The organism is Nocardioides coralli (assembly GCF_019880385.1).
GTDB lineage: Bacteria > Actinomycetota > Actinomycetes > Propionibacteriales > Nocardioidaceae > Nocardioides > Nocardioides coralli.
This window is the reverse complement of record NZ_CP082273.1, coordinates 3,408,333-3,432,186: the sequence shown is the minus strand read 5'-3', so window position 1 is coordinate 3,432,186 and position 23,854 is coordinate 3,408,333. Positions and strand designations below refer to the sequence as shown.

Annotated in this window: 23 protein-coding genes; 10 read left to right on the top strand and 13 right to left on the bottom strand. The window is 72.4% G+C overall.

Annotated features, from left to right (window positions below; translation table 11 throughout):
- Nucleotides 1-134 precede the first annotated feature (134 nt).
- Together K6T13_RS16860 and K6T13_RS16855 are read left to right on the top strand one after the other, a co-directional pair.
- Complete coding sequence (locus K6T13_RS16860) at nt 135-1,274, top strand: LLM class flavin-dependent oxidoreductase (protein ID WP_222895670.1); 1,140 nt, start codon at nt 135-137, stop codon at nt 1,272-1,274.
- Entirely contained in the window at nt 1,271-1,918 is a 648-nt protein-coding gene (locus K6T13_RS16855; RefSeq protein WP_222895669.1) for a CE1759 family FMN reductase, read from the top strand. Before K6T13_RS16860 ends, K6T13_RS16855 begins: the two co-directional genes overlap by 4 nt.
- 8 nt (nt 1,919-1,926) lie before the next feature.
- Here the strand turns inward: K6T13_RS16855 and K6T13_RS16850 are convergent, their stop codons facing one another.
- From K6T13_RS16850 to K6T13_RS16840, 3 genes are all read right to left on the bottom strand, one after another.
- Complete coding sequence (locus tag K6T13_RS16850; protein WP_222895668.1) at nt 1,927-2,391, bottom strand: NYN domain-containing protein; 465 nt, start codon at nt 2,389-2,391, stop codon at nt 1,927-1,929.
- Nucleotides 2,392-2,493: 102 nt separating this feature from the next.
- Nucleotides 2,494-3,441, bottom strand: coding sequence for a succinylglutamate desuccinylase/aspartoacylase family protein (locus tag K6T13_RS16845; protein ID WP_222895667.1), 948 nt, complete (start codon nt 3,439-3,441; stop codon nt 2,494-2,496).
- Nucleotides 3,441-3,926 (bottom strand): ATP-dependent zinc protease family protein, encoded by a 486-nt coding sequence (locus K6T13_RS16840; RefSeq protein WP_222895666.1) that lies wholly within the window; start codon nt 3,924-3,926, stop codon nt 3,441-3,443. The genes K6T13_RS16845 and K6T13_RS16840 overlap by 1 nt, the downstream gene beginning before the upstream one ends.
- Nucleotides 3,927-3,951: 25 nt before the next feature.
- On the opposite strand from K6T13_RS16840, the gene K6T13_RS16835 reads away from it, so the two are divergent.
- Nucleotides 3,952-5,142, top strand: a complete 1,191-nt coding sequence (locus tag K6T13_RS16835) for a RimK family alpha-L-glutamate ligase (protein WP_222895665.1) — start codon at nt 3,952-3,954, stop codon at nt 5,140-5,142.
- An 81-nt stretch (nt 5,143-5,223) separates the two neighbouring features.
- On the opposite strand, the gene K6T13_RS16830 is transcribed toward K6T13_RS16835, so the two are convergent.
- The gene (locus K6T13_RS16830) at nt 5,224-5,685 is read right to left on the bottom strand and encodes a TIGR00725 family protein (RefSeq protein WP_222895664.1); all 462 of its coding nucleotides are present in this window, start codon (nt 5,683-5,685) and stop codon (nt 5,224-5,226) included.
- A gap of 53 nt (nt 5,686-5,738) precedes the next feature.
- Here K6T13_RS16830 and K6T13_RS16825 point away from each other — a divergent pair, with 53 nt between their 5' ends.
- A complete protein-coding gene (locus K6T13_RS16825) occupies nt 5,739-6,419 on the top strand; it encodes an SDR family NAD(P)-dependent oxidoreductase (RefSeq protein ID WP_222895663.1) in 681 nt (226 codons plus the stop codon).
- A gap of 181 nt (nt 6,420-6,600) precedes the next feature.
- Here K6T13_RS16825 and K6T13_RS16820 read toward each other — a convergent pair whose 3' ends face one another.
- Nucleotides 6,601-7,272: a hypothetical protein gene (locus tag K6T13_RS16820; RefSeq protein WP_222895662.1), complete on the bottom strand. Its 672-nt coding sequence runs from the start codon at nt 7,270-7,272 to the stop codon at nt 6,601-6,603.
- A 173-nt stretch (nt 7,273-7,445) separates the two neighbouring features.
- Between K6T13_RS16820 and K6T13_RS16815 the strand changes: the two genes are divergently transcribed.
- Nucleotides 7,446-8,258 (top strand): mechanosensitive ion channel family protein, encoded by an 813-nt coding sequence (locus K6T13_RS16815; protein WP_222895661.1) that lies wholly within the window; start codon nt 7,446-7,448, stop codon nt 8,256-8,258.
- Between the two features lie 16 nt (nt 8,259-8,274).
- Here K6T13_RS16815 and K6T13_RS16810 read toward each other — a convergent pair whose 3' ends face one another.
- The 4 genes from K6T13_RS16810 to K6T13_RS16795 are packed head-to-tail and all read right to left on the bottom strand — an operon-like array spanning nt 8,275 to nt 13,562.
- Nucleotides 8,275-8,892, bottom strand: a complete 618-nt coding sequence (locus K6T13_RS16810; RefSeq protein WP_222895660.1) for a DUF6198 family protein — start codon at nt 8,890-8,892, stop codon at nt 8,275-8,277.
- Nucleotides 8,893-8,926: 34 nt separating this feature from the next.
- On the bottom strand, nt 8,927-9,601 hold the full coding sequence (locus K6T13_RS16805; protein ID WP_222895659.1) for a haloacid dehalogenase type II: 675 nt from the start codon (nt 9,599-9,601) through the stop codon (nt 8,927-8,929).
- Nucleotides 9,602-9,641: 40 nt separating this feature from the next.
- Nucleotides 9,642-11,231, bottom strand: a complete 1,590-nt coding sequence (locus tag K6T13_RS16800; RefSeq protein WP_249423844.1) for a cation:proton antiporter family protein — start codon at nt 11,229-11,231, stop codon at nt 9,642-9,644.
- A gap of 57 nt (nt 11,232-11,288) precedes the next feature.
- Nucleotides 11,289-13,562 carry a DUF6351 family protein gene (locus K6T13_RS16795; protein ID WP_222895658.1) on the bottom strand — a complete coding sequence of 758 codons (2,274 nt, stop codon included), beginning with the start codon at nt 13,560-13,562 and terminating at the stop codon, nt 11,289-11,291.
- Between the two features lie 171 nt (nt 13,563-13,733).
- On the opposite strand from K6T13_RS16795, the gene K6T13_RS16790 reads away from it, so the two are divergent.
- Both K6T13_RS16790 and K6T13_RS16785 read left to right on the top strand, forming a co-directional pair.
- On the top strand, nt 13,734-14,354 hold the full coding sequence (locus K6T13_RS16790) for a PadR family transcriptional regulator (RefSeq protein WP_222895657.1): 621 nt from the start codon (nt 13,734-13,736) through the stop codon (nt 14,352-14,354).
- The gene (locus K6T13_RS16785; RefSeq protein ID WP_222895656.1) at nt 14,351-14,767 is read left to right on the top strand and encodes a DUF1707 SHOCT-like domain-containing protein; all 417 of its coding nucleotides are present in this window, start codon (nt 14,351-14,353) and stop codon (nt 14,765-14,767) included. Before K6T13_RS16790 ends, K6T13_RS16785 begins: the two co-directional genes overlap by 4 nt.
- A 23-nt stretch (nt 14,768-14,790) precedes the next feature.
- Here K6T13_RS16785 and K6T13_RS16780 read toward each other — a convergent pair whose 3' ends face one another.
- The 3 genes from K6T13_RS16780 to K6T13_RS16770 form a co-directional block, all read right to left on the bottom strand.
- Nucleotides 14,791-15,702, bottom strand: a complete 912-nt coding sequence (locus K6T13_RS16780; RefSeq protein WP_222895655.1) for a GNAT family N-acetyltransferase — start codon at nt 15,700-15,702, stop codon at nt 14,791-14,793.
- Nucleotides 15,703-15,768: 66 nt separating this feature from the next.
- Nucleotides 15,769-16,707 carry a homocysteine S-methyltransferase family protein gene (locus K6T13_RS16775; protein ID WP_222895654.1) on the bottom strand — a complete coding sequence of 313 codons (939 nt, stop codon included), beginning with the start codon at nt 16,705-16,707 and terminating at the stop codon, nt 15,769-15,771.
- 116 nt (nt 16,708-16,823) lie between these two features.
- Nucleotides 16,824-17,375: a YceI family protein gene (locus K6T13_RS16770; RefSeq protein ID WP_222895653.1), complete on the bottom strand. Its 552-nt coding sequence runs from the start codon at nt 17,373-17,375 to the stop codon at nt 16,824-16,826.
- Nucleotides 17,376-17,500: 125 nt separating this feature from the next.
- On the opposite strand from K6T13_RS16770, the gene K6T13_RS16765 reads away from it, so the two are divergent.
- Both K6T13_RS16765 and K6T13_RS16760 read left to right on the top strand, forming a co-directional pair.
- Nucleotides 17,501-18,136, top strand: a complete 636-nt coding sequence (locus tag K6T13_RS16765; protein WP_222895652.1) for a hypothetical protein — start codon at nt 17,501-17,503, stop codon at nt 18,134-18,136.
- Between the two features lie 49 nt (nt 18,137-18,185).
- On the top strand, nt 18,186-20,060 hold the full coding sequence (locus tag K6T13_RS16760) for a penicillin-binding transpeptidase domain-containing protein (RefSeq protein WP_222895651.1): 1,875 nt from the start codon (nt 18,186-18,188) through the stop codon (nt 20,058-20,060).
- A 24-nt stretch (nt 20,061-20,084) separates the two neighbouring features.
- On the opposite strand, the gene K6T13_RS16755 is transcribed toward K6T13_RS16760, so the two are convergent.
- Complete coding sequence (locus tag K6T13_RS16755; protein WP_222895650.1) at nt 20,085-22,184, bottom strand: elongation factor G-like protein EF-G2; 2,100 nt, start codon at nt 22,182-22,184, stop codon at nt 20,085-20,087.
- A gap of 211 nt (nt 22,185-22,395) precedes the next feature.
- On the opposite strand from K6T13_RS16755, the gene K6T13_RS16750 reads away from it, so the two are divergent.
- Nucleotides 22,396-23,853 (top strand): NAD-dependent succinate-semialdehyde dehydrogenase, encoded by a 1,458-nt coding sequence (locus K6T13_RS16750; protein WP_222895649.1) that lies wholly within the window; start codon nt 22,396-22,398, stop codon nt 23,851-23,853.
- The last annotated feature ends 1 nt before the right edge of the window (nt 23,854 follow it).

Here is a 23,854-nt window from a genome sequence, read left to right as displayed (position 1 = left end):
TCGTGACGGTGCCGAAGACCGTAGCCCAACGAGTCCCCGGGGCCCTCGCCCGCCCGGGAATGATGAGGGCGCCGGACCCGTTGTTGGTGCAGCGTTCAACGACCACACCTGACGGAGGCGAGGAGCAGCACGCCATGCAGTTCGGCATCTTCAGCGTCGGTGACATCACCCCCGACCCCACGACCGGCGAGGCGCCGAGCGAGGGGCAGCGCATCGACGCGATGACCCGCGCGGCCCTCAAGGCCGAGGAGGTCGGCCTCGACGTCTTCGCGACCGGCGAGCACCACAACCCGCCCTTCGTCGTGAGCAGCCCGACCACCCATCTGGGCTGGATCGCGGCCCGCACCGAGCGGCTGCTGCTGAGCACCTCCACCACGTTGATCACGACCAACGACCCGGTGAAGATCGCGGAGGACTACGCGGTCCTGCAGCACCTGTCCGGCGGTCGTGTCGACCTGATGATGGGTCGCGGCAACACCGGGCCGGTCTACCCGTGGTTCGGCAAGGACATCCGCGACGGCATCGACCTCGCCGTCGAGAACTACCACCTGCTCCGGCGCCTGTGGCGCGAGCCGGTCGTCAACTGGCAGGGCCGCCACCGCACGCCGCTGCACGGCTACACCTCCACGCCCGCGCCCCTGGACGGCACCCCGCCGTTCGTGTGGCACGGGTCGATCCGGTCCACCGAGATCGCCGAGCAGGCGGCCTACTACGGCGACGGGTTCTTCCACAACCACATCTTCTGGAACAAGGAGCACACCGAGCAGATGGTGAAGCTCTACCGGCGCCGGTTCGAGCACTACGGCCACGGCGCCGCAGACCAGGCGGTCGTGGGCCTCGGGGGCCAGGTGTTCATCGGCGAGACCGAGGCCGAGGCCAAGCGGTTCTTCCGGCCGTACTTCGACAACGCGCCGGTCTACGGCCACGGCCCGTCACTGGAGGACTTCTCCGCGATGACGCCGTTGACCGTCGGCACGGTCGAGCAGGTCGTCGAGCGGACCCTCGGGTTCGCCGACTACGTCGGTGACTACCAGCGGCAGCTGTTCCTCATCGACCATGCCGGCCTGCCCACCGACGTCGTGCTCGAGCAGATCGAGATCCTGGGTCGCGAGGTGGTCCCGGTGCTGCGCCGGGAGTTCGAGCGTGGACGCCCGGCCCACGTGCCCAGCGACCCCCCGACCCACGCGACCCTCGTCGCGGCGGGTCCCGACGCGGCCCACCACCAGGTGGAGCCCGCCCGTGCCCGGATCTCCGCGGAGGAGCCTGCCGTATGACCCGTCGCCTGCTCGTCGTGAGCGCCGGCCTCTCCGAGCCGTCGTCGTCGCGCCTGCTCGCCGACCAGCTGACGGACGCCGTCCGGGCAGCCGTCACGGCGCGCGGTGAGGACGTGGTCGTCGACGTGGTCGAGGTCCGCGAGCTGGCCCACGACCTGGCCACGATGATGACCACCGGCGGCATGCCGACCCCGGCGCTGTCGCGGGTGCGCGACCTGGTGTCGGCGGCCGACGCCGTCGTCGCGGTGACGCCGGTCTTCGGCGCGAGCTACAGCGGCCTGTTCAAGCTGTTCGTCGACGCGCTCGACACCGACGCGCTCAACGGCATGCCGGTGCTCGTCGCCGCGACCGCGGGTACGGCGCGGCACTCGCTGGTCCTCGACCACGCGATGCGCCCGCTGTTCACCCACTACCGCGCGGTCGTCGTGCCGACCGGCGTCTTCGCCGCGACCGAGGACTTCGGCGCCGCCGGCCTAGCGGAGCGGGTGGGTCGCGCCGCGGCCGAGCTCGCCGCCCTCATGGTCCGCACCGAGGGCGTCGAGGGGTTCGCCCCTGACCCGGCCGCCCGGCCGCGACGTTCGGGTACCGGCGTACCCGACGACGTCACGCCGTTCGAGCGGCTGCTGCGCGGCCACTCCGGCTGAGCGTCACGTCACTGGGCGCGGTGGCGCCCGACGTCACGGTGACCGCCGTCGGTCTCGAACTCGGCGAGGTCCCAGAAGTCGTCGCACGCGGACCGGAAGTCGTGGGGGGTGCGTGCCGGCCCGACGGCAGTGACGCGGACGCCGAGCTCGCGGAGACGGTCGACCAGGGGTGTCGCACCGCCGACGTCGCCGACCAGGTAGACGTGCTCGAGGTCGGCGTCGGACGCAAGCGTCAACGTCTCGACGGCCAGTGCTGCGAGCAGCGGGTCGTGGCTCTCCCGGGTGCGGAAGTGGTGGCGCATGGCGATCCCGCGGCGGCGCAGCAGCGGCAGCCAGCCCTCGACCTCGGGACGGGTCCAGTCGGCCAGGGCCCGGACCAGGGCCGGGGGCTCCTCCTCGCCGAGGTGCTCGGCGAGGCGCTCGAAGGCAGCCCTCGCGACCGAGCCGGCGTGCACGAGCACTGCATGACGCAAGGGGTCCTCCCTCGTCCCCAGCCGAGAGCACTCCCGAGCCTCCACCTCGAGGGTAGGGGGAGCGGGCTGGCCCTCGCCTACCGCAGGAGGGGTATGTGTGGCTCAGCTGCCGATGTGGACCAGCGCGTCGCCGGAGTTGACCAGCGGCGCCTCGGTGCGGCCGATGACGATGCCGGTGCGGTTGGCGCGCACCAGGCGCAGCGTGCGGCCGAACGAGTCGACCAGCGCGCCCAGCCGGTCCCCCTCGGTGACCTGCTGGCCCAGATGGGCGTCGAGGGTGAGGATGCCGGTACGCCGGGCGCGGACCCAGCCGCTGCTGCGGCACTCGATGGACGGCTCGTGGTCGGCCGGGGCGACCGGGTCGATCATGTCGAGCGCCGCGAGCACCCGGCGGACGCCGGCGACGGCGGGCTCGATCGCGTACTCGTCGAGGCGCAGGTTCTCCCCGCCCTCGTAGAGCAGCACGGTCGCGCCCCGCTCGCGGGCCGCCCAGCGCAGCGACCCGTCACGCACGCGCGCGTGCAGCATCACCGGCGCCGCGAAGGCCTCGGCGAGCTGGTGGGTGCGGGGGTCGTCGAGGTCGGCCCGGACCTGCGGCAGGTTCGAGCGACGGTCCGACCCGGTGTGGAGGTCGATCCCGACCTCGGAGTGGGCGACGACCTCCTCCATGAACAGGTGGGCGATCCGGCTCGCGAGCGAGCCGCGCGCCGAGCCCGGGAAGGACCGGTTGAGGTCGCGCCGGTCCGGGAGGTAGCGGTCGCCGTTCATGAACCCCAGCACGTTGACGATGGGCACCGCGATCAGCGTGCCGCGGAAGGTCTTGGGATCGAGGGCGGCGAGAACCTGCCGGATCACCTCGACGCCGACCACCTCGTCGCCGTGGATGGCAGCGGAGACCCAGACCGTCGGCCCGTCATCGCGTCCGTGCACCACCCGCACCGGGAGGCTCACGTCGGCCCCGGTCACCAGCCGGGTGATGGGGATCTCGAGGGCGCGGGAGCTGCCGGACCGGACCCGGACGTTGCCGATCCCGAAGGACTCGCGCGGCATCAACGGCCCCGGTTCTGACGGCGTACGGCGCGCTCGGGTCGTCCGCCGAGGTAGGAGCGACCCGAGTCGACGAGGAAGGAGCCGCGCAGCGCCTCCCGGCCGACGAGCATCCGGAACCCCATCTCGTCGCGACGGCTCAACGTCACCTCGGCCGAGACCACCCGGCCGACGAGTGAGACGTCTAGGTTCACCACGTAGCGCTCCTGGGTGTGGCCGGACGAGCTGCGCACGTGCCGCTGCGCGACCACGCGGCTCTCGCAGTCGACGGCGTCCACGCCGGAGCGCTGCCACGGGTGGATCGAGTAGCGGACCCAGGCCTCGCCGTCGCGGTCGAACTCGTGGATGTCGAAGGCGTGGATGGCCGAGGAGCGCGCGCCGGTGTCGAGCTTCGCCTTGACCCAGGGGACCCCGAGACCGGGGAGGCTCACCCATTCCCGCCAACCTGCGATGGTGTTGGATGGGGGGGCAGCATCGGAGACAGCCACCCGCCCATCCTTTCAGGTCAGGGACATGAAACTCGCGATCCTCTCCTGCGCACCGCGCGCCTACAGCACGCAACGGCTCCGGACTGCGGCCGCCGATCGCGGCCACGAGGTGAAGGTCCTCAACACGCTGCGCTTCGGCATCGACCTGAGTGGGGACGAGCCCGACCTCCAGTTCCGCGGCAAGCAGCTCTCCGACTACGACGCGATCCTGCCGCGCATCGGCAACTCCATCACCTACTTCGGGACCGCGGTGGTGCGGCAGTTCGAGCAGATGGACGTCTACACCCCCAACACCGCCGCCGGTATCACCAACAGCCGCGACAAGCTCCGGGCGACGCAGATCCTCTCCCGCCACAACATCGGCATGCCGGCCACCACCTTCGTGCGGGACCGGGCCGACGTCATCCCCGCGATCCAGCGCGTCGGCGGCGCACCCGTGGTCATCAAGCTCCTCGAGGGCACCCAGGGCATCGGCGTCATCCTCGCCCCCGACCGCAAGGTCGCCGAGGCGATCATCGAGACGCTGCAGAGCACCAAGCAGAACGTGCTGATCCAGCGCTTCGTCAAGGAGAGCAAGGGTCGTGACATCCGCGCCCTCGTCGTCGGCGACCGGGTGGTCGCGGCGATGCGACGGGTGGCGCAGGGCGACGAGTTCCGGTCCAACGTGCACCGCGGCGGGTCGGTCGAGGCCGTCGAGCTCGACGAGGCCTTCCAGGAGACCGCCGTACGAGCGGCGCAGATCATGGGCCTGCGGGTGGCCGGCGTCGACATGCTGGAGGGCAACGACGGCCCCCTGGTGATGGAGGTCAACTCCTCGCCCGGCCTCGAGGGCATCGAGAAGGCCACCAAGCTCGACATCGCGGGCGCGATCATCGACCACATCGACAACCAGGTCGCGTTCCCGACCATCGACGTGCGGCAGCGGCTGACCGTCTCGACCGGCTACGGCGTGGCCGAGCTCGCGGTCCACCAGGACGCCAGCGTCGTGGGCAAGACGATCGGCGACTCCGGGCTGCGGGAGCGCGACATCACCGTGCTGACCCTCCACCGCGGCACCCAGGTGATCCCCAACCCGCGGGCGAGCCACGTGCTGCAGCCCGAGGACCGGCTGCTGTGCTTCGGCATGCTCGAGGAGATGCGGTCGATGATCCCGGCACGCCGCAAGCGGGCCGGCAAGGTCAAGCGGCTGCCCCGGCAGCCGATCCACGAGGACTGAGCGCCGATCCTCGGTCGGTAACGCAACGTCCGTGTCGCTCCCGGCACGCTCTAACGACCCGGGAGCGACACGCGCGTTGCGTTACCCGGACGACAGGGCAGCTCTCACCGCGGCCGCGGGTGAGTCCGCCACCACCGGGCCGCCGGTCTCCGGCAGGTCCCAGCCGAGCAGGGAGACGCAGCGGACGCCGGTGCGGCAGGCCAGGGCGATCTCGCTGAGCGTGCCCCAGCTGCCGCCGACAGCCACCACGGCGTCGGCCGCCCGGACCACGAGCGCGTTTCGCACCTCGCCGAGGCCGGTGGGGATCGCCAGGGTCAGGTGGGGATTGCCCTCGGCGCGGTCGTTGCCGGGCAGGATCCCGAGCGTCGTACCCCCGGCTCCGGCCGCGCCCCGGGACGCAGCGGCCATGACGCCGGTGCCGCCGCCGGTGACGACGACGCACCCGGCCTCCGCGAGCAGCCGGCCGACCTCCTCGGCGGCCTGTGCCACAGGCGACTCGGGGTCGCCGCTGGGGCCGACCACGGCGACGTAGGTGGGGTTCACGCCCCCAGTATCGGACGCCGGTGCGGCTCCCACCCGGTCGCTAGGTTCGACGCATGACCCGCGACCTGTCCGGAGCCGTCGTCGCGGTCGTCGGTGCCAGTGGTGCCCTCGGCCGCCGGATCGCCGGGGTGCTGGACGAGCACGGCGCTCGGCTGGTCCTCGTGGGACGTGACGAGCAGGCGCTGCGTGACGTGGGCGTCACGGGCGAGGTGGTGGTCGGGGACCTGACCGACGCGGAGCTCGGCGAGCGGGTCGTCACCGTCGCCACGGAGGCCCATGGTCGTCTCGACGGCGTGGTGAACGCGGCCGGGGTGGTCGCCTTCGGCACGCTGGCCGACACCGACGACGCCGTGCTTGAGCAGCTCTTCCTCGTCAACGTGCTCGGTCCGCTGTGGCTCTTACGCCGCGTACAGCCCGCGCTGGCCGAGGCGGGCGGCTTCGTCGTCAACCTCCCCGGGGTGGTGGCCGAGCAGCCGCTGCCCGGCATGGTCGCCTACAGCGCCAGCAAGGCCGCCCTGGCCGCCGCCGACCAGGCGCTGTCGCGTGAGCTGCGCCGGGTCGGCATCACCGTCCACGACGTCAGGCCTCCGCACACCGAGACGGGCCTCGCCGACCGCCCTCTCGCCGGGTCCGCACCGAAGCTGCCCACCGGGCTCGACCCCGACCGGGTCGCCCGGCGGATCGTGCAGGCGGTCCTCGACGGCGAGCCGGTCGTGCACGCCGGCGGCTTCTGAGCGGGCGGGTCCCGTTCGCAGGGAGGTCGAGGTCTGACCTAACGCGCTCTCATGCCGGGATGGGTTCGCGCCGTTGTCGTACACCGAAGGACCGAAGGAGCACTCACGGACGCTTTGTCGCGTGACGGGTCGACCGATTCGTGCGTTCGGTCCTTCCGTGTACGACACGACCCCCGCACTCCTATGCCGCTCGGTCGTGGGGGCCGCACCCTGGCGTGCGGATGGTGTTGTTGACCTCGAGATCGTTGATCGCGTCGACCGTCCGGGACACCCTCAACGTGGACAGCTCGACTTGCGGGAAGCCGAACAGCGTCAGCGTCACGCCGTCATTGCATCCTTCCGGGTTGAGCACGACCACGAGGTCGAACGATGTGGTCGAGCCGCCGGCAAGGTCACGACCGAGCGTGTGCAGGGCGTCCACAGATTGCTGGTCCCCCTGCGGGGTCGCGCCAGCGATGCTCTCCGCAAGCAGCACGGATCCAGTATCGGGACCCATGATGTTCGCGCGCACCTCACCGATCGAGACGGTCCGTCTGCCCTGGTTGGCGATGGTCACGGTGAAGGTGCACCGCAAGTCTCGCGTCGTCTCCACCAGCAGGTTGCCGTTCCTACGGACCCGAACCGTGGCCGTGTCGCCGCAGTCGTGGTCCGTCACCTGGACCACCACCTGGTCCAACGCGCTGACGCCGACCACACGCCAGCCCGTGGTCGCCGCGACGAGAACGACGCCCAGCACCGTGATCCACAGCCACCGGCGCCGGCGACTCGGCGGCCCGATCGGATCTGTGGTGGCTTCCGGCGACTCGTTCGTGGCCGCTGTCGGGGACATGGTCGAACCGTAGGTCACGCGCACGTCGAACGGGGTGGATCACTCGGCGCTCCTCGGCTCGACCTCGGCCTGTGTTTCGCCTGGCTGACCCGTGGCCGTACCGCCCACGTGCCCTCGAGGCCGGCCACCCCAGTCCCTCCCAGATGGGACACGCCCGGTGAGATGAGCCGACCCCACGGGTGCGGCACCATGGGTGGATGGACGCCCTGATCGACGACGCGGTGCTGACGGGTGTCGCCGTCTTCCTCGCGACCCTGATGCTCGCCGTCGTCGTACGTCGCGTGACGATCCGTGTGCTCGACCGCGGCGACTCCGACCGGCACACCGGGCGGCTGCTGGGCCGGCTCGCGGCAGTCGTCATCGTGGTGGCGGGCTCCGTCTACGCGCTGGAGCTCGCCGGGGTGAGCGTCGGTCCGATGCTCGGCGCCCTGGGGATCGGCGGCATCGCGCTCGCCTTCGCAGCGCAGGACGTGCTGTCGAACTTTGTGGCGGGGATCCTGCTGCAGGCGCGCCGGCCCTTCCGCATCGGCGACGAGATCGGCAGCGGTGACCACGAGGGGCGCGTCGAGGACGTCAACCTCCGGACGGTCAGGATCAGGACCTACGACGGGGTCACCGTCTACCTGCCGAACGCCGAGGTGCTGCAGTCCCCGATCGTCAACTTCACCAAGACGCCGCTCAACCGGACCTCGCTGACGGTCGGCGTCGCCTACGACACCGACCTCGAGCAGGCGCGCTCCCTTCTCCTGTCCGCCTGCGCGGAGGCCGACGGCGTCGAGTCCGACCCTCCGCCCGAGGCCTGGGTGGAGGAGTTCGGCGACTCCTCGATCAACGTGGCGGTGCGCTACTGGCACGCCTCGGACATGGCCACCCGGTGGCGGGTCCGCAACGCGGTCGCGCTGGCCGTCAAGCGCAAGCTCGACGACGCCGAGATCACGATCCCCTTCCCGCAACGGACGCTCTGGTTCGGTCCGGGGTCGACGAGCCTGCGGGTCACCGGCGACGACTGACAGGAGGCCGGTGGTCTCAGGACGCTGCCGGCTCCGCCTGCGGGGTCGCCGGGCGCTGGTGGACGTCGAGCCGCAGCAGCCGCGCGGCCAGGTCGACCATGGGCCCGAGCAGCAGCACCACGAGCACGGTCGCCACCCCGATCGTCGCGCCCAGCAGCCAGCCGACCACGGCGCCGCCCAGCTGGACCGAGCTGTAGCTCCACCGGAACGGCAGGGGAGGGTCCCACGCGAGCGCCGCTGCCTCGGCGGGGCCGGCGCCGGTGTGGCTGCCGAGGTAGGTCGCGATGCCGATCGCCAGCACCGGGAACGCGAGCAGCAGCAAGCCGACCTGCCCCGACCAGGTCTCGGGGGTGGACATGACCTCGAAGAGCACCGACACCGTGGCCCCGACCACGACCACCTGCACCACGGTGCCGAGGCCCGGATACGTGCGGCGGGCGGCCGCGAGCAGCAGGAAGCCGATCGACACGAGCAGGTTGGCCATCCAGAACGGGGCACCCGTCGACAGCGCGACACCGTTGACGAGCGTGGAGAAGCCGTCGGACCCGAGGTCGGCGGTCAGGAGCATCGCCACCCCGGTTCCGAGGACGACGCAACCGACGAAGAGCTGGGTGAGACGACCGAGGGAGGGCACGCCGGGCCAACCACCCCGGCGGTCGGGGAATTCCTCAGCCGTCGACGAGGTCGGTCAGCGCACCCACCGTGAGGTCGGGCTCGACGTCCCAGGGGTCCCAGGCCACCGCCTCGGAGCGACGCACCCACACCGAGCCGAGCCCGGCCCCCTGCGCCCCGATCACGTCGAAGGCGTTGCTCGAGACCACGACGGCACGCTGCGCCTCGGTGGCGCAGCGCTCCAGCAGGTGGTGGTAGACCGCCGGGTCGGGCTTGAAGGTGCTGATGTCGTCGGCGCTCACCACGTCGCTGACCAGGTCGCCGATGCCGGCCGCGTCGAGGAGGCCGATCACCGCCGTGGCGGGGCCGTTCGAGAACGCCACGAGCCGGCTGCCTGCCTCGGAGAGCTGCCGGAGTGCGGGCGCGGTGTCGGGGAAGGCCGGCAGCGCGCCGTACGCCGCCAGCAGGTGGGCCCGCTGGTCCTCGGTCAGGTCGACGGCCATGGTCGCGGCCGTGTGGTCGAGGGCCTGGGCGGTGCAGACGCCGAAGTCGACGTAGTCCTTCATCAGGGCCCGCCGCCAGCTGTACCCGAGCTGGGTGGTGCGCCAGCGCTCGGAGAAGTCCCCGGCGCGGTCGCCGACCACCTCGGTCAGCTGTTCGACCACACCGCTGGTGTCGATCAGCGTGCCGTAGACGTCGAACGCGAGCGTGTCGTGGGCGGGGAGTGCCATACCCGCGAGCCTGCCGCGCCATACGGCTCCGGGCAACCCGCTAGGAGGTGGAGCGAGGTGCGACGGCGCGGTCGGCCATCTCCGAGCCCGCGCCGTCGTAGATCTGCAGCACGGCGTCGGCCCCGCTCTCACGCAGCGACCGGGCGTCGTCGTCGTACTGCGCGACGGCCGCGATCCGGCCCCGGAAGCCGCTGTCGAGGAGCTGCTTGAGCGCCACCTGGTTGGTGCCGTGGAAGGGCATCGCCAGGATCGCCACCCGGACCTGGGAGGCGTCGGCGAGCCGCTGCCAGAACTCGTCGTCGGAGGCGTCGGCCTCGAGCACCCGGAACCCCCGCTCGGTGTGCTGGCGGACCCGGTTGCGGTCGTGCTCGATCCCGACCGTCTCCAGGCCGTGGGCGTCCACCAGCCGACGGTAGGCCGCGGTGCCGACGCGACCCATGCCCATCACGACCGCCTGGGCGTCGCCGAGGTCGACGTAGCGGTCCGCGGGATGGAGTGTCGCGGGGTCGAGGGGTGGCAGGGTCCGGGTCAGCAGCGGCACGAGGTCGATGCTGCGCCGGTTGACCATCGACGACAGCACGAAGCTCGCAGCCACCGCGACCGACACCACCACCAGCCAGTGGGGCTCGAGCATGCCGGCGCTCACCCCGACGGCGACGACGATCAGCCCGAACTCGGAGTTCTGGGTGAGGGTGAGGCCGGTCAGCACGGACGTCCGGCGACGCAGTCGCGCCCACCGCAGCAGGAGCATGTAGAGCCAGCCCTGCACGGGCAGCAGCACCAGCAGAGCGAGGCCGAGCCCGGCGGTGGCCCACGAGAGCTCGCCGGTGAACCCGATGGAGAGGAAGAAGCCGACGAGGAGCAGGTCCTTGACGGAGAGCAGGGCTCGGGAGAGCTCGAACGCCGCCGGGTGCCCGGCGAGCAGGAGCCCCATCGCGAGGGCCCCGACGTCGCCCTTGAGGCCGACCGCCTCGAACAGCGCGAAGCCCGGGACCAGGGCGATGAAGACGCCGAAGAGCGCCTGCATCTCGCCGTGGCCGAGGCGGGACCACAGTCGGCGCACCGGCACCGCCAGGGGGACCAGGAGGACCAGGGCGAAGGCCCACGGGCTCGGCCAGGACCGCTCGCTCGCCAGGATGAAGACCACCGCGGCCAGGTCCTGCACGATGAGGATGCCGATCGCGATCCGGCCGTAGAGCGACTGGCTCTCGCTGCGCTCCTCCAGCACCTTGACGACCAGGACCGTGCTGGAGAAGGACAGGGCGAGACCCAGCAGCAGCAGGGCCCCGAAGCCGTCGTCGGCGATCAGGCCGACACCCAGGGCACCCAGCCCGCCGAGCACGCCCAGTGCCAGGGGGACGGAGAGTGCCATGTGCACCGTCGCGGTGAGCCAGACCTCGCGCCGCAGCAGGAACCGGACGTCGAGCTTGAGGCCGATGCTGAACAGCAGCAGCGTGACTCCGAGGTCGGCGAGGTCGTCGAGCTGCGGCAGCTCCTCGACACCTGCCGCGTTGAGTGCGAAGCCGGCGGCGAGGAACCCGACGAGGGGTGGCATCCGCACGAGCAGGGCGAGTGTCCCGGCCAGGAACACCGCGGAGAGGTAGATCGCGACGGTGTCGATGCACCTCACCCTAGAGAAGAGTGCCGTCCGGCGGGCAGCACCCTCTCGCCGGACGGCACCTCCTGGCTAGCGCGTCCAGAGCTCCCGGAACGACGGCGAGAACCAGCCGTCCCCGGATCCGGACGGTGCACGACGCAGCGGAGCTCCGCCGTACACGTTGCCGCCGTCGGCCGCGCCGTAGCGCAGCCAGGTCTCCGCGGCACCCACGCCGCGACCGGGTTGCGACCAGTCGCAGACCCCGTCGGCGAAGAGCGTCTCGAGCCGCGCCCACTGCTCGGCGGTGAACAGCGCGCCGGCGGGCCCGTAGTCGTCGCGCGAGAACGGGCGGAGCCGGCAGGCGACGTTGTCGTTGGCGGGGGGTCCGCCGGCCTCCTGCCGCGGCGTCGACAGTCGGGTCTGCAGCACCTGCAGCTCCTCGACCGAGCACGCGGGTCCGGCGGCGTCGACGACGCACCGGTCGGTGACCGACGCCGGGCGGTCCTCGGCGATCTTGGTCGCGAGGGGTACGTCGCGGCGGTCCTGCTCCACGGCCGCCAGCCAGCCGTCCATCGCCACGAGCGCCTCGTTGGCCCACTGCGGGTCACCGATCAGCGGGGTCGGTCCGAACCACATGACGCGGTTGTCGGTGTGGCCCTGGTCGGCGAGCAGCCGCTCCTCGGTCCAGAAGGCGTGGGCGTAGTCGTGGGCGATGCCGGGGTCGGGGCCGCCGTGGTTGATCATGGCGACCTCGTCGAGGTTGGTGGCCTCGTTGATCAGCCCGGTCCGGTAGGCGTTCTCGATGGCCGTCTGGTCGCCGGTGATCCGCTCGGGCACGAACCGCGAGTCGACGTCGAGGCCGCCCAGCTTCTCGTTGAGGTCCACGAACTGGGCGGGGGTGATCAGCCCCTGCCGGAGCTGGCGCAGGCCGAACTGGACGCCGTCGTTGGCGAACGGCACGCCGCCGAAGCCGCGCCCGGCGGCCTGCTCCTGGGGCGTCCAGTCGGCCCGGGGCCGCGGACCGAGCAGGTTGACCATGATGTCGAGCACCGAGCACCGGACCCCGCCGGGGTTGATCTCGGCGTCGTAGCGGGTGGCGGGGTCGCCCGCGACGGGGTCGACGGTGCCCGAGCAGTCGTGCTCGGGGTCGAGCGCCGCCTTGAACAGCCCCTCGTCGGCGGTGACGGCGTTGACGTGGGACAGGTGACCCTCGACCGCCGCCATCTGCACCGGCGTCCAGGCCACGCCCGGGCCCCAGCGCGAGGGGTCCTCGAAGTAGAGCCGCATCAGGTGGTAGTCGGCGAACTGTGCGCCCGCGGTCAGGGTGTCCGGGTAGGAGCAGGTGGTGACCAGCCCCTGGTAGATCCCGGGGTAGGCGTTGGCGATGGTGTGCTGGGCGATCGATCCGCCGGAGCAGCCGGTGCCGATCGTGTAGCGCAGCTCGCCGTACTGCTCGACGAGCCGCTCCTTGACCATCAGCAACGACTCGGCCTCCATCGCGACGTTGCAGTTGTGGCCGGTGTTGGCCAAGGCGGTCGAGGCCACCGCGAAGCCGCGGCCGAGGGCGGTCACGTAGCTCGGCGTCACCGTGGGGACGCCGTCGAGGGTGCCGGAGTAGTCGGCGAGGGGGGTGCCGCCCGGGGTGTAGGACGCACCGCAGTTGCCGCCGTGGGTGATCAGCAGCTTGTGGTTCCACTGCTCCTGGGGCGCCCACGGCTTCCAGCGCTGCCCGGGCTGCCAGAGCTGCAGGATCGTGTAGCGGTCGCGGTCCTGGTAGCCGTACTCGCGTCGCACGACGAACGGCACCGTCACGCCCTCGTCGGTGGTCGTGGTGGCCACGTCGTCCGGCGGGTTGTCGGGGTCGTAGGGCTGCAGGTCGGTCTCGGTCGGGTCGGTGGAGCGGTAGAAGAACCGGTACGACGCCGGCTCGTTGCAGGCGGCGTCGACCGCGGTCGCCTGGCAGCGGTAGTGGTCCAGCTGCGGGCCGGAGAAGACCGGGCCGCCGTTGGGGTGGTTGGTGATCGTCGTGCTCCCGGCGTGGCCGGGGGCGGTGGCGCGCACGACGTTGCGGCCGACGGCGAGCCCGGTGACCAGGCCGACCAGGTCGCCGTCGCGTACGTGGAACCGCCGGGTGACCGGGCGGCGGCCCAGGGTGACGGTCACCTGGTCCGGCCGCACGCCGGTGGGGACCTCGACCGCGACGAGGGCGTCGCCGCCGGAGACCAGGTCGGCCCGGTTGGACAGCACCTCGACGGTCAGCGACGAGGTCGCGCGCGGTGGTGCGGGGGCGGCGGGCGCGCCGGTGGGGACGACGAGCAGGGCCGACACCAGGCCGAGCAGGACCGGCAGCAGGCGGGGACGCATGCGTGGTCAACGACGGCTCGCAGGCTTGGTCACGAGGGTGCGGGGTGGCCGTCGGCGGTGCCGTCCCCGGTGTCGTGCGGGGTGCCGTCCAGCCACCCTTGACTCTCCGCGAACCCGGCGTAATATCGCGATATATCGGCGACTGTCGCCGACGCGCGAGGGGAGGACGTCATGGGACACCACCGCAGCCACGGCGGCTGGGAGGGCGACTGGGGCAGCTGGGGTGCCGGGTGGGGAGGCGGCTCCTCGCGTGGTCGCACGACCGGGCCGCCCCCGTGGCTGGCCGGGCTCTTCGGCATGACCCAGCCGCCGCCGCAGCGCGGGCCGAAGGTGCGGCGCGGCGACGTCCGCGCGGCCATCCTCGACGTGCTGGCGGTCCAGCCCCGCAACGGCTACCAGGTTATCCAGGAGATCGCCGAGCGCACCGGCGGCCAGTGGCGACCCAGCCCCGGGTCGGTCTACCCGACCGTGGCCCAGCTGGAGGACGAGGGGCTGGTCACCACCGACGGCGAGAAGGGCCGCACGCTGCGACTGACCCCGGAGGGCGAGCAGTACGTCGCCGAGCACCCCGAGGAGCTCGCGGAGGTCTGGGCCCCTTTCGACGCGGAGGAGCCCGAGGGGGGCGCGGGCCCGGACCTCTCGGTGCTGAAGTCCGAGGTCGGGCAGCTGATGTCGGCGGCGTGGCAGATCATCTCCTCCGGCACCGACCAGCAGCGCAAGGACGCGGTGGCGGTGCTGATCGAGACCCGGCGCAGGCTCTACGGGCTGCTGGCCGACGAGGACCCGCGATGAGCGCCCCGGCCCCCGAGATGCGGATCGGCGACGCGGAGCGCGAGCGGGCACAGAGCGTGCTCGGCGAGCACTACGCCGCAGGCCGGCTCGACCACGACGAGTACTCCGAGCGCCTCGACCGCATCTGGGAGGCGCGGACCCGCTCCGACCTCGACCCGGTGTTCCACGACCTGCCGGGCGCGCCGGTCGGGTCGCGGGCGCCGTACTCCACCGCGGCGAGCCGCCGGCCGGGCCCGGTGACGCGACCTCTTGGCTGGCGGCTCCCGCCGGTGCTCGTGGCCCTGGCCGTCGTGCTGGTCGCGGTCGCGGTGGTGACGAGGATGCCCTTCCTGCTGTTCATCCTCGCCGGCTGGTTCCTGGTGTCGCGGGGTGCCTGCGGTGGTGGCCGCGGACCTCACACCTCCCGCCACTAGGGGCCGGCACGGGTCGGCCCCGGTCAGAGCTCGATCGCGCGGTTGACCCAGACCGAGGTGACGCGCATGCCGACCTTCTCGTAGAGCCCGAGGGCGCCGGTGCGCGAGTCGGTGGCGAGGCAGGACGACTCGGCGCCGTGGTCGCGGCCCACCCGGAACGAGTCGACCATGAGCGCCTGCGCGAGGCCACGGTTGCGCTGGTCGCGGCGGACGGCCAGGCGGGCCACGTAGGCCTCCGGCGGCAGGGAGTCGTCGGAGCGCGCCATCTGCACGCACGCGGCGCCCACGACCTCGCCGTCGGGGTCGGTGACGACCCGCAGCTGCCACGGCTCGAAGCCGGGACGTTCCACGAGACTGGCCTGGAAGTCCTCGTAGGTCTCGCGCTCGCGCTCCGACCACTCCAGGAACGCGTCCTCGAGCACCGTGTGCACGGCGCGGTACTCCGTGGTCTCGGCGGCCCGCACGGCGTACCCCTCCGGCAGCGGCCGGTCCACGATCGTGGCGCCCTCGGGGAGCTTGAGCACCCAGCTGGTCCAGCGCACGTGGTAGCCCAGCGACTCCAGCAGCCGGTCGCCGGCCGAGCCCTCTGGCACCGGCATCCCGACGCGCGGTGCCCCGCGCCGGCGGGCGGCGTCCTGCATCCAGTGCGCCAGGGCGGTGCCGATGCCCCGGCCGCGGTGGTCGGGGTGCACGGCCGCGTCGCCGCGGTCGTCGCCGGACACCTCGGCGTAGGCGACGAGCCGGTCGCCGTCGAAGACGCCGACGGTGGAGGCAGCGACGTCGAAGCTGGGACGCGCCCAGTCGCCGACGACGTCGGCCTCCTCGATCTCGACCGACCCCACGTCAGCCAGCTCCTCAGCGGCCATCACCTCGTAGACGGCGCGGGCGTCGCTCAGCTGCAGTGGCCGGGAGGTCAGGCCGGCGGGAAGCTCCATGACGCCCAGCGTGGCAGGGGGGCGGGTCGTCCGGCCACCGATATTCGTCCTGCCGGTGGCCGCCACTCAGACGGCCACCGGCGGGCGGGCCGACCAGGTCTCCCAGATCGAGGAGACGTGCCGGATGTCGGTGCCGCAGCAGCCACCGAGCACGGTGAGTCGCGGCAGTGCCTCGCCCAGGGGCAGGTGGGCCGCCCCGAAGCGGGTCGGGTCGCCGGCGTCGAGCTCGGTGGCATCGTCGAGCTCGGCGTGCGACCTCGTGGAGGCGTTGGCGCGCACGGCGACGACACGCTCCCGCCAGGAGCCCTCCAGTGCGAGCGCGGGGGCGATGTGGTCGGGATGGGCGCAGTTGATGCCGACGTAGTCGGGCGCCGCCGTGTCATCGAGGGTCGCGACCGCGTCGGCGAGCGTGGTCCCGTCCGGAAGCCGGCCGTCGGTCTCCACGGTGAAGGAGACCGCGACCGCCACGCCGACGTCGCGGGCTGCCTGGACCACTCCCGCGGCCTCGCCGGTCCCCGTGAGCGTGAGGGCGTGGACCATGTCGGCCCCGCCTCCGGCCAGTGAGGCGATCTGCGGCCGGTGGTACGCCGCCGCCTCGTCGGCCGTCGGCTGGTGGTCGGGGTGGTAGCCGTCCCCGCGCGGTCCCAGCTGCCCGCTGACGAGCGTCGCCCAGATCTCGGGATGTGCGTCCACCACCTCCCGCAGCAGCCTGACCGCCTCGCGGTTGACGCTGTCGAGTGCGGCAGCGGACCAGCCGAGCCGGTCGCCCCAGTCGGCGCTGGCCCGCCAGGTCGGGGTCTCGAGCAGCAGCCCCACCCCGGACCTGAGAGCGAGGCCGGCGTAGGCCTCGTAGTAGGTCCGCAGCACTGCCGGGGCGTCCTCCACGAGGGGGAAGGCGGCGAAGTCGGGCAGGTCGATCCCGTGGTCGAAGATCAGCTCGGTCTCGAGCCCGGCGTCGGTGACGAAGGGCTGCCCGTCGAGCTGTGGCAGGTGTCGTGGCGGCATGGTGTCCGGCTTCCTGGTCCAGGCCGATCCCCCCTCGTTGCTACCAGACCCCGGTGGCACGACAAAGGCCCCGACCAGACCAGTCGGGGCCGTTGTCGCGGGGGATCGCCGGAGGGTCAGGCGCTGCGGATCGCGGAGATGTCGAACTCGAGCTTGACCTTCTCCGAGACCAGGACCCCGCCGGTCTCGAGGGCGGCGTTCCAGGTCAGGCCCCAGTCCTTGCGGTTGACGGTGACCTCGCCCTCGAAGCCGATCCGGGCGTTGCCGAACGGGTCCGTGGCGGCGCCGGTCTCCTCGAACTCGATGGTGACCGGGCGGGTGACGTCCTTGATGGTGAGGTCACCGGTGACGTGCCAGGTGGCCCCGTCGCGCGCGACGTCGGTGGAGCGGAAGGTCCAGGTGGGGTACTGCTCGACGTCGAAGAAGTCGCCGGAGCGCAGGTGCGCGTCGCGGTCCGGGCTGCCGGTGGTGACCGAGGCCGCCTGGATGGTCACCTCGACGGTGGAGGCGGAGGGGTTCTCGCCGTCGACGTGAGCCGTGGCCTCGAAGTCCGCGAAGTGCCCGCGGACCTTGGTGACCATGGCGTGGCGGGCGCTGAAGCCCAGCCGCGAGTGGGAGGCGTCGAGAGCGTAGTCGCCGGTGACGTCGGTGAGGGTCGTGGTGCTCATGGGGTCTCCTCGTGGGGGTGTAGTTGAACACTTGACTACATGAACCGCCGGGTCACGCGGGCTATTCCCGCGTGGTTTGACCGGGTCGCCGCGCGGGTACCAGCCCCGGCGAGAAGGGGTGAGTCATGACCGACAAGCAGGACGAGAGTCCGGAGAAGCCCACGCCGGCGCACGCCCGCCAGGTGGTCCACGAGGACCGCCGCGAGGTGGTGGCCCGCGAGCGTGAGGAGCACGGCGGGGTCAAGGTGGGTGCCGCCTTCTTCGGTTGGCTGACCGCCACCGGCATGGCGGTGCTGCTCACGGCGCTGGCCACGGCTGCCGGCACCGCGGTGGGCGTCGCCACCGGCAACGAGTCCGCCGGGGAGGCGGTCGACGCCGTCGGCGCGGAGGTGGAGACGATCGGGTTGGTCGGCGGCATCGTGCTGCTGCTCATCCTGTTCGTGGCCTACTACAGCGGCGGCTACGTCGCGGGCCGGATGTCGCGCTTCGACGGCATCAAGCAGGGCATCGCCGTGTGGGTGTGGGCCATCGTCGTCGCCGTCGTCGTGGCCGCTCTCGTGTGGATCGCCGGAGACGAGTACAACGTGCTCGGCGACGTCGACAGCTTCCCGCGGATCCCCGTCGGCGAGGGCGACCTGACCACCGGTGGCTTGATCGCCCTGGTCCTCGTGCTCGTCGTCAGCCTGGTGGGCGCGATGCTCGGCGGCCTGGCCGGGATGCGGTTCCACCGTCAGGTCGACAAGGCCGGACTCGGCGCCTGACCCGCCCGCAGTAGGCGCGGCCCCCGCCCTGGTTGGGTAGAAAGGGGTCGTGTCTCGGACCCTCGTCGTCGCCGCCACCGGCCTGCTGCTCGCGGCCACCTCCTGCTCCGGTCTCGAGGGCGTCACCGGACCCGACCCGGAGCCGGTGGCCGAGCGACTGGCGTCCGGCCTGCAGGAGGGCGACCTCGCGGAGGTCGTCTTCGTCGATGCCGCCGACCCGACCGAGGAGCTCGCCGGCATCGTCGAGGGCCTGGGCGAGATCGAGCCGAGCGTCTCGGTGCAGCAGGTCGTCGAGGGCGAGTCGGGTGAGGCGGCCACGGCCACGCTCGGGTGGACCTGGCCCGTGTCCGAGCAGGAGTGGAGCTACACCAGTGAGGCCAGGCTGACGCTGGTCGAGGACGCCTGGCGGGTCGAGTGGGACCCCGCCGTGGTCGAGCCCTCGCTGCGCGAGGGCGGTGTGCTCGAGCAGACAGCCCTCCGCGCCGAGCGCGGCGACATCATCGGCGCGGGCGGCCGGCCCCTGGTCACGGAGCGGCCGGTGACCCGCTTCGGGATCGACAAGACCGCGGTGCCGGCCCGGCGTGCGGTGGTGTCCGCCCGCGAGCTGGCCGTCCTGCTCGACATCGACCCGGCGCCGTACGCCCGGCGCGTGAAGCAGGCCGGTGACCAGGCGTTCGTCGAGGCGCTGGTGCTCCGCCGCGCCGACATCCCCGTCGAGGTCGGGGCCCGCTACCAGCAGATCCCGGGTGCGCTGGCGGTTCGGACCGACCTGCCGCTGGCACAGACGCGGGAGTTCGCCGCCCCGATCCTCGGGACCGTCGGCGAGCCCACGGCCGAGATGATCGAGGAGGACCCGGACCGCTACGCCCCCGGTCAGCAGGTCGGGTTGTCGGGCCTGCAGCTGCGCTACGACGAGCAGCTCGTCGGAACCCCCGGCGTCGTCGTCGCGCGGGTGGCATCGGACGGCCAGGAGAAGGAGCTGTTCCGGCAGGACGCCACGCCCGGTCGGCCGCTCCGGCTGACCCTCGACGCCGGGCTGCAGCAGACCGCCGAGCGGCTGCTCGCCGACGTCGGCCCCGCCAGCGCCCTGGTGGCGATCAAGCCGTCGAGCGGGGCGATCCTCGCCGCCGCCAACGGGCCCGGCACGGGGGGCTACAACCTGGCCACCTTCGGCCAGGCGCCGCCGGGCTCCACCTTCAAGGCGGTCAGCACGCTCGCGCTGCTGCGAGCAGGTGCAGGCCCCGAGACCGTCGTGCCGTGCACCGGTGCGGTGGTCGTCGACGGCAAGCGCTTCGAGAACTACGACGACTACCCGCCCGGCGACCTCGGGCGGATCCCGCTGCGCAGGGCGCTGGCCAGCTCCTGCAACACCGCCTTCATCGCCGAGCGCGAGCGGCTGGGTCGCCGCGACCTCGTCGACGCCGCCGCCTCGCTGGGGATGGGCGTCGACCACGACCTCGGCTTCCCGGCGTACTTCGGTGCGGTCACGCCGGCGTCGGGCGAGACCGAGGCCGCCGCCAACCTGATCGGCCAGGGCAAGGTGCTCGCCTCACCGATGGCGATGGCCTCCGTGATCGCCTCGGTCCAGGCGCGCCGGACCGTGCTGCCCTCACTGGTCCGCGACCACGAGGTCGCGCAGGCCGAGGTACCGCCCCTCACCCGGGCCGAGGCCGCCGCGCTGCAGGAGATGCTCCGCGGCGTCGTCACCGGTGGCAGCGGCAGCCTGCTCGCCGACGTGCCCGGACCACCGGTGCTCGCGAAGACCGGGACGGCCGAGTACGTCGCCGACGGTGGCGCGCTGCGGACTCACGCCTGGATGATCGGCGCCCAGGGCGACCTGGCCGTGGCGGTGTTCGTCGAGACCGGCCCCTCGGGCTCGAGCACCGCCGGGCCCGTCCTGGAGGCGTTCCTCCGCAGCCGCTGATCCGCGCCGTGGGATCGGCCGGGGTCAGCGGTCGCGGGGCTCGACGGTGCGGGCGACGTCCTCGGGCATCGGCTCGTAGTGGGCGAAGCTGCGGGTGAAGGTGCCGGAGCCGCGCGTGGCCGACCGCAGGTCGATCGCGTAGCGGACCAGCTCGGTCTGCGGCACCTCCGCGCGCACCAGCGTCCGGTCCTCGCCGACCTTGTCGGTGCCGAGCACGCGGGCCCGCCGGGAGGACAGGTCGCTCATCACCCCGCCGATGTGGTCGTCCGGCACCACGACCTCGACGGTGTCGAACGGCTCGAGCATCGTCACCGAGGTGGCCGCGGCGGCCTCCCGGAGCGCCAGTGCCCCGGCGGTCTGGAAGGCCATGTCGGAGGAGTCGACGCTGTGGGCCTTGCCGTCGGTCAGGGTCACCCGCAGGTCCACGACGGGGTAGCCGGCCCTGACGCCGCGTTCCATCTGGGCCCGCACCCCCTTCTCGACGCTGGGGATGAAGTTGCGGGGAACGGCGCCGCCGACCACCTTGTCGACGAACTCGAACCCAGCACCCTCGGGCAGCGGCTCGACCGTGATGTCGCAGACGGCGTACTGCCCGTGGCCGCCGGACTGCTTGACGTGGCGGCCCTTGCCGGCCGCGGACCCGCCGAAGGTCTCGCGCAGCGACACCACGAACGGGACCTGGTCGACGTGGACGCCATAGCGCTCCGCGAGCCGCTCGAGGGTGACGTCGGCGTGTGCCTCGCCCATGCACCACAGCACCAGCTGGTGGGTCTCGCCGTTGTTCTCCACCCGCAGGCTGGGGTCCTCGGCGGCCACCCGGCCCAGGGACTGGGAGAGCTTGTCCTCGTCGGACTTGGTGCGGGCGACGATCGCCACCGGCAGCAGCGGCTCGGGCAGGTGCCAGGGCTTGAGGACCACCGGGTCCTCGGTGCGCGACAGGGTGTCACCGGTCTCGGCGCGGGTGAGCCGGCCGATGGCGCAGATGTCCCCCGCCACCACCTTGGAGGCGGGCTCGAGGTGCTTGCCGAACACGTGGGACAGCGCGCCGATCTTCTCGTCCTCGTCGTGGTCGGGGTGGCCGGCCTCGTCACCGAAGAAGGAGGTGAAGTGGCCCGAGACGTGGACCGGCGCGTCGGGCAGCAGGGTCCCGCTGAACACCCGCACCAGGCTCAGCCGCCCGACGTAGGGGTCGCTGGTCGTCTTGACGACCTCGGCCACCAGCGGTCCGGTCGGGTCGCAGGTGATGTCGGCCCCCTGCTTGCCCGCCGGCGTGTAGACCTCGGGGGAGGGGTGCTCGGCCGGCGAGGGGAACCCGCGCACGGCGAGGTCGAGCAGCTCGGTCGCACCCACGCCCGTCACGGAGCAGGCGGGGACGACGGGGAAGAAGGTGGCCCGTGCGACGGCCGTCTCCAGGTCGTCGACGAGCACCTTGGAGTCGATCTCCTCGCCGCCGAGGTAGCGGTCCATGAGGGTCTCGTCCTCGGACTCCTCGATGATCCCCTCGATGAGGTCGCCCCGGAGCGCGGCCAGCTCGTCGTCGACCGGGTCGAGCAGGCCCACCAGCCCGGTGACCTCGCCGCCCGAGCGGACCGGTACGTAGAGCGGCTTGACCTGGTCGCCGAAGGCTGCCTGGGCCTGCGCCAGCACCCCGTCGTAGTCGGCCCGGGCCTGGTCGAGCTTGGTGATCACCACCGCCCGCGGCATGCCCACCTCGGCACACTCGCGCCAGAGCGTCCGGGTGCCCTCGTCGACGCCCTCGTTGGCGGCGATGACGAACAGCGCGCAGTCGGCGGCCCGCAGCCCCGCCCGCAGCTCACCCACGAAGTCGGCGTAGCCGGGGGTGTCGACGAGGTTGATCTTGGTGTCCTCGTGGACCAGCGGCGCGACGGAGAGGGAGTGGGACCGCCCGTGGGTCCGTTCGCCGGGGTCGTGGTCGCTGACGGTGGTCCCGTCGGTGACCGAGCCCGCGCGGGAGATGGCTCCGGCGGTGGCGAGCAGCGTCTCGACCAGGGTGGTCTTGCCGGAGCCGCCGGGCCCGACCAGGACCACGTTCCTGATCCGGTCCGGGCTGCTCGCCTCGAGGTCCTGCCCGGCTGGTCTGCGCTGCGTCCCCTTGTCGGCCATCGCACTACCTCCTGACACGAAGGCAACTCCGGTTCGGGGCCGTTGGCAAGGGGTCCCCGAAATGGGCCGAGCCCCTCGCCGCATGGGGTCGACGAGGGGCTCACCGAGCGGGAGAACGCGCTCCCGATCGACGTCGCCAACGATCCCACGCAGCGCCGCGGGCTGTCAGAGGATCAGAGACATTTGCCCAACCTGGTGGAAGGCTGACGCCATGAGCGAGTTCCGGCTGCTGCCCGACGAGCAGCGCAACCTGTGGATCGGTGGTTCCTGGCGCGAGGCGGAGGGCGGCAAGCGCTTCGACGTCCTCGACCCGGCCGACGGGTCGGTCATCACCGACGTGGCCGACGGCAGCGCCGACGACGCCACGGACGCGCTCGACGCAGCCGCGGCGGCGCAGCCCGCGTGGGCGGCGACCGACCCTCGCGAGCGCGGCGAGATCCTCCGCCGTGCCTTCGAGCTGGTGACCTCGCGGGCCGACGACTTCGCCCGGCTCATCTCCCTCGAGATGGGCAAGACGCTCGCCGAGGCGAAGGGTGAGGTGACCTACGGGGCGGAGTTCCTGCGCTGGTTCAGCGAGGAGGCGGTGCGTATCCACGGCCGCTGGATGAAGGCGCCCGCGGGGGGTACCCGGCTGCTCACCATCCGCAAGCCGGTCGGACCGTGCCTGTTCGTGACGCCCTGGAACTTCCCGATCGCCATGGGGACCCGCAAGATCGGGCCCGCCGTGGCCGCCGGCTGCACCATGGTGGTCAAGCCCGCCGAGCTGACGCCGCTGACGATGCTGGCGCTCGCCGCCGTCCTCGACGAGGCCGGCCTGCCCGCCGGGGTGCTCAACGTCGTCACCACGAGCGACTCGCCGACGCTGAGCCAGACGCTGATGGCCGACGAGCGGCTGCGCAAGGTCAGCTTCACCGGTTCCACCCCGGTCGGCAAGGTGCTGGTGCGCCAGTCGGCCGACCAGCTCCAGCGGGTCTCGATGGAGCTCGGGGGCAACGCCCCCTTCCTCGTCTTCGAGGACGCCGACGTCGACGCCGCCGTCGAGGGGGCCATGGTGGCCAAGATGCGCAACATGGGCGAGGCCTGCACGGCCGCCAACCGGTTCCTGGTCCACGAGTCGGTGGCCGAGGACTTCGCCCACAAGCTCGGCGAGCGGATGGGTGCGCTCACGGTCGGTCGCGGGCAGGACGACGGCGTCGACGTGGGTCCGCTGATCAACGCCGAGGCGGTCGAGTCGGTCGCCGAGCTGGTCACCGACGCGGTCCACGACGGTGCCACGGTGGTCACCGGCGGCTCGGCCCCGGAGGGGCCCGGCCACTTCTTCGACCCGACCGTGCTGCTCGGCGTACCGGCCGAGGCGCGGATCAACGAGGTTGAGATCTTTGGCCCGGTGGCGCCCATCACCACCTTCGCGACGGAGGAGGAGGCGGTGGCGCGCGCCAACGCGACCGAGTACGGCCTGACCTCCTACGTCTACACGCGCGACCTGGCGCGGACGATCCGGCTGGCCGAGGCGCTGGAGTTCGGCATGGTCGGGGTCAACACCGGGCTGGTCTCCAACCCGGCCGCGCCGTTCGGTGGTGTGAAGGCCAGCGGCTTCGGCCGCGAGGGTGGCTTCGAGGGGATCGACGAGTACCTCGACACCACCTACGTGGCGCTGCCCGTCGGCTGAC

Coding starts and splice junctions, on each gene's coding strand:
- K6T13_RS16785 (WP_222895656.1), top strand. CDS start 14,351: ATGAGCGCCCCGGCCCCCGAGATGCGGATCGGCGACGCGGAGCGCGAG.
- K6T13_RS16805 (WP_222895659.1), bottom strand. CDS start 9,601: ATGGCACTCCCCGCCCACGACACGCTCGCGTTCGACGTCTACGGCACG.
- K6T13_RS16790 (WP_222895657.1), top strand. CDS start 13,734: ATGGGACACCACCGCAGCCACGGCGGCTGGGAGGGCGACTGGGGCAGC.
- K6T13_RS16750 (WP_222895649.1), top strand. CDS start 22,396: ATGAGCGAGTTCCGGCTGCTGCCCGACGAGCAGCGCAACCTGTGGATC.
- K6T13_RS16835 (WP_222895665.1), top strand. CDS start 3,952: ATGAAACTCGCGATCCTCTCCTGCGCACCGCGCGCCTACAGCACGCAA.
- K6T13_RS16825 (WP_222895663.1), top strand. CDS start 5,739: ATGACCCGCGACCTGTCCGGAGCCGTCGTCGCGGTCGTCGGTGCCAGT.
- K6T13_RS16855 (WP_222895669.1), top strand. CDS start 1,271: ATGACCCGTCGCCTGCTCGTCGTGAGCGCCGGCCTCTCCGAGCCGTCG.
- K6T13_RS16795 (WP_222895658.1), bottom strand. CDS start 13,562: ATGCGTCCCCGCCTGCTGCCGGTCCTGCTCGGCCTGGTGTCGGCCCTG.
- K6T13_RS16815 (WP_222895661.1), top strand. CDS start 7,446: ATGGACGCCCTGATCGACGACGCGGTGCTGACGGGTGTCGCCGTCTTC.
- K6T13_RS16765 (WP_222895652.1), top strand. CDS start 17,501: ATGACCGACAAGCAGGACGAGAGTCCGGAGAAGCCCACGCCGGCGCAC.
- K6T13_RS16755 (WP_222895650.1), bottom strand. CDS start 22,184: ATGGCCGACAAGGGGACGCAGCGCAGACCAGCCGGGCAGGACCTCGAG.
- K6T13_RS16770 (WP_222895653.1), bottom strand. CDS start 17,375: ATGAGCACCACGACCCTCACCGACGTCACCGGCGACTACGCTCTCGAC.
- K6T13_RS16775 (WP_222895654.1), bottom strand. CDS start 16,707: ATGCCGCCACGACACCTGCCACAGCTCGACGGGCAGCCCTTCGTCACC.
- K6T13_RS16845 (WP_222895667.1), bottom strand. CDS start 3,441: ATGCCGCGCGAGTCCTTCGGGATCGGCAACGTCCGGGTCCGGTCCGGC.
- K6T13_RS16780 (WP_222895655.1), bottom strand. CDS start 15,702: ATGGAGCTTCCCGCCGGCCTGACCTCCCGGCCACTGCAGCTGAGCGAC.
- K6T13_RS16860 (WP_222895670.1), top strand. CDS start 135: ATGCAGTTCGGCATCTTCAGCGTCGGTGACATCACCCCCGACCCCACG.